This window comes from Streptomyces sp. NPDC056948, from assembly GCF_042674225.1.
In the GTDB taxonomy this organism is placed as follows: Bacteria; Actinomycetota; Actinomycetes; order Streptomycetales; family Streptomycetaceae; genus Streptomyces; species Streptomyces purpurascens.
In genome coordinates, this window is record NZ_JBHUQX010000647.1 from 1 (window position 1) to 3,476 (window position 3,476).

General features: G+C 69.3%; 3 protein-coding genes. All 3 read right to left on the minus strand.

Annotation, left to right across the window (positions count from 1 at the left end; all coding sequences use genetic code 11):
• Window positions 1-46 precede the first annotated feature (46 nt).
• Window positions 47-1,486, minus strand: coding sequence for a GH1 family beta-glucosidase (locus tag ACFTZL_RS42820; protein ID WP_382595407.1), 1,440 nt, complete (start codon window positions 1,484-1,486; stop codon window positions 47-49).
• Between the two features lie 114 nt (window positions 1,487-1,600).
• Window positions 1,601-2,518 carry a carbohydrate ABC transporter permease gene (locus tag ACFTZL_RS42825; RefSeq protein WP_382595410.1) on the minus strand — a complete coding sequence of 306 codons (918 nt, stop codon included), beginning with the start codon at window positions 2,516-2,518 and terminating at the stop codon, window positions 1,601-1,603.
• A 12-nt stretch (window positions 2,519-2,530) separates the two neighbouring features.
• Window positions 2,531-3,476, minus strand: a 946-nt coding sequence (locus tag ACFTZL_RS42830; protein ID WP_382595413.1) for a carbohydrate ABC transporter permease, incomplete at its 5' end; no start/stop codon positions are given.

Consider the following 3,476-nt stretch of genomic DNA (forward strand, 5'->3'; position numbering starts at 1 on the left):
CCCCCCGTCGGGTGCCGCGCCCCTTCCCCGCTCCCCCAGGGGCGGCCTAAGCGGCCGGCTCCAGTGGCGGCAGCGCCCCGGTGCGCGCCGCCTTCCCGTACCACAGGGCGCTGGACTTCGGCGTCCGCTGGAGCGTCGCGTAGTCCACGTACACCGCGCCGAAGCGCTTGCCGTAGCCGTACGCCCACTCGAAGTTGTCCAGCAGGGACCACAGGAAGTAGCCGCGCACGTCCGCGCCGTCGGTGATCGCGCGGCGGACCGCGGACAGATGGCCGTGGAGGTAGGAGACCCGCTCCGGGTCGTGCACCCGGCCGTCCGAGTCGATCTTGTCGTCGTAGGCCGCGCCGTTCTCGGTGATGTACAGCGGCAGGCCCGGCGCCTCCCGGGTGTAGCGCATGATCAGCTCGTGCAGCCCGGTCGGGTCGATCGTCCAGCCCATCTCCGTGCGGTCACCGGGCGTCTGATGGAAGGCGACGTCGCCCGCGGCCGGCCACGGCGAGTGGTCGCTCGACCCGTGGCCGTCGGCACGCGGCCGCTGCGCCGCCGCGTCCGCCGCCGAGACCAGCGCGGGCGTGTAGTAGTTGAGGCCCAGCGCGTCCAGCGGCTGGTTGATCAGCGTCAGATCGCCGTCCAGGACGTAGTCCCAGTCGGTGAGGCCCGCCGTCGCCACGTACAGCGACTCCGGGTAGACGCCGTGCAGGATCGGGCCGTGGAAGACCCCGTTGGCCAGGTCGTCGATCTTCCGGGCCGCCGCCAGATCCGCCGGGTCCTGTGAAAGCGGCCGCACGGTCGCGGAGTTGAGGGCGATCGCGACCTGGTTGCGGGCCGGCATCACCGACCGCAGCGCCGACGCGCCCAGCCCGTGCGCCAGGTTCAGATGGTGCGCGGCACGCAGCGAGGCCGCCGGATCCGTACGGCCCGGGGCGTGCACACCCGACGCGTAGCCGAGGAACGCGCTGCACCACGGCTCGTTGAGCGTCATCCACTGCTCGACGCGGTCGCCCAGCGCCTCACCGACGATCTGCGCGTACTCCGCGAAGCGGTATGCCGTGTCGCGCTCCGGCCAGCCGCCCGCGTCCTCCAGATCCTGCGGAAGATCCCAGTGGTAGAGCGTGACGGCCGGCTTGATGCCCTTGGACAGCAGCTCGTCGACCAGCCGGCGGTAGAAGTCCAGGCCCTTCTGGACGGCCGGGCCCCGGCCGGTCGGCTGCACCCGCGACCACGAGACGGAGAAGCGGTAGGCGCCCAGGCCCAGGTCCGCCATCATCGCCACGTCCTCGCGGTAGCGGTGGTAGTGGTCGACAGCGATGTCACCGTGGTCGCCGCCGACCGTCTTGCCCGGCGTATGGCTGAAGGTGTCCCAGATCGACGGCGTCCGGCCGTCCTCCCGCACCGCGCCCTCGATCTGATACGCGGAGGTGGCCGCGCCCCAGACGAAGGCGGGAGGGAAGGTCACCGGGGTGGCCGAGTTCTCGGAGTCAGGCATGGAAGCGCTCCCATTGGGGGTCGTGGAGAGGCGACGGGTGGAGGGGGGAAAGGGAGTTCACGAACAGGGGCCGGAGCGGCACTGATCCGGCCCCCTGGAGAACGGACGAGGGCGTCAGCCCTTCACGGCGCCCTGCATGATGCCGCCCACGATCTGCTTGCCGAAGATCGCGAAGACCAGCAGCAGCGGCAGCGTGCCCAGCAGCGCGCCCGCCATGATCAGGGACTGGTCGGGGGTGTACCCGCGGCCCAGGCCCGCGACCGCGACCTGCACGGTCGGGTTGCCCATCTGGGTCAGCACCAGGAACGGCCACATGAAGTCGTTCCAGGTCTGCACGAACGTCAGCATGCCGAGCACGGCCATCGCCGGCCGCGCCGCCGGGAACACCACGTGCCACACCACGCGCCAGCTGCTCGCCCCGTCGACCCGGGCGGCCTCTATGATCTCGTCCGGCAGCGCCTGGATCAGGTACTGCCGCATGAAGAACACACCGAACGCGCTCACCAGCGACGGGAAGATCACCGCCTGCAACTGGTCCGTCCAGTCGAGCTTGGCGACCATCATGTACAGCGGGATCACACTGAGCTGCGGCGGCACCATCATCGTGCCGATCACGATCAGCATCAGCGCGCCGCGGCCCCTGAACCGCAGCTTGGCGAAGGCGAAACCGGCGATCGTCGACAGGACGACGATGGTGGCCGCCGAAACCCCCGCCACGATCGTGGTGTTGAGGAACGCCTCGCCGAGGTTGGCGTCCTTCCAGGCGATCTCCAGCTTGTCGAACAGGCCGGAGCCGAACCAGAACGGCGGCGGCGTCTCGGCGAGCCGCTGGTTGTCACGCGAGGCGGCGATCGCCGTCCACACCAGCGGGAACAGCGACACGATGGTGAACACGATCAGGATCGCGTAGGCGATCGGGCCGCCGTGCAGTTGTCCGCCGGCCCGGGCCGACTTCGGCAGGCGCGGGCGTTTGGACTCCTTCACGGGCGCACCGGGCGGCGGCACGTCGGGGGGCGTCACAGTCGTCGTCACGGCCACCACTCCTTAACTACTGGCGCGCAGCCGGCGCGAGATGACGTAGTTGACGATGCCGATGACGATCAGGATCAGGAACATCGTCCAGGCGATCGCCGAGGCACGGCCCAGATGCTGGGCGACCCAGCCCTGCTCGTACAGATACAGGCCGAGCGTCTGGAACTGGTGCTCCGCGCCGCCGGAGGTCCCCTTGTTGGCGTCGAACAGCAGCGGCTCGCCGAAGACCTGGCTCGCCCCGATCGTCGAGACGACACAGGTGAACAGGATCGTCGGGCGCAGCGACGGCAGCGTCACATGGATGAACTGCTGCCAGCGGTTGGCCCCGTCCAGGGCCGCCGACTCGTACAGATCCTGGGGGATCGCCTGCATCGCGGCGAGATAGATCAGCGCGTTGTAGCCGGTCCAGCGCCAGATGATGATCGTCGAGACGGCGATCTGCGAGGGCCACTTGTCGTTCTGCCAGTCGAGCGGGTCGATGCCGGCGAAGTCCAGCGCCCAGTTGATCATGCCGTAGTCACGGCCGAAGAGCAGCACGAACACCAGCGAGGCGGCGGCGATCGACGTCGCGTACGGCGCGAGCATCGCGACCCGGAAGAAGGTCGAGGCCCGCAGCTTGTAGTTGAGGATATGGGCGATGCCCATCGCCATCAGCAACTGCGGGACGGTGGAGATGATGCCGATGGTCAGGGTGTTCTTCGCCGCGTTCCAGAAGAAGTCGTCGTCGAAGATCCGGGTGTAGTTGCGCAGCCCGACCCAGTTCATGTCGGTCGGCGCGGTCAGCTCCACCTGATGCAGCGAGGCCCAGCCCGTGTAGATCAGCGGGAACAGGCCGAACGCGATGAACAACAGGAAGAACGGAGACACGAAGGCGTACGGGCTCCAGCGGATGTCCCGCTGCCAGCGGCGGGACAGCCGGTCCCGGCGCCGCCGCTCCTTCTCCGCCCCCGCGGCGTCC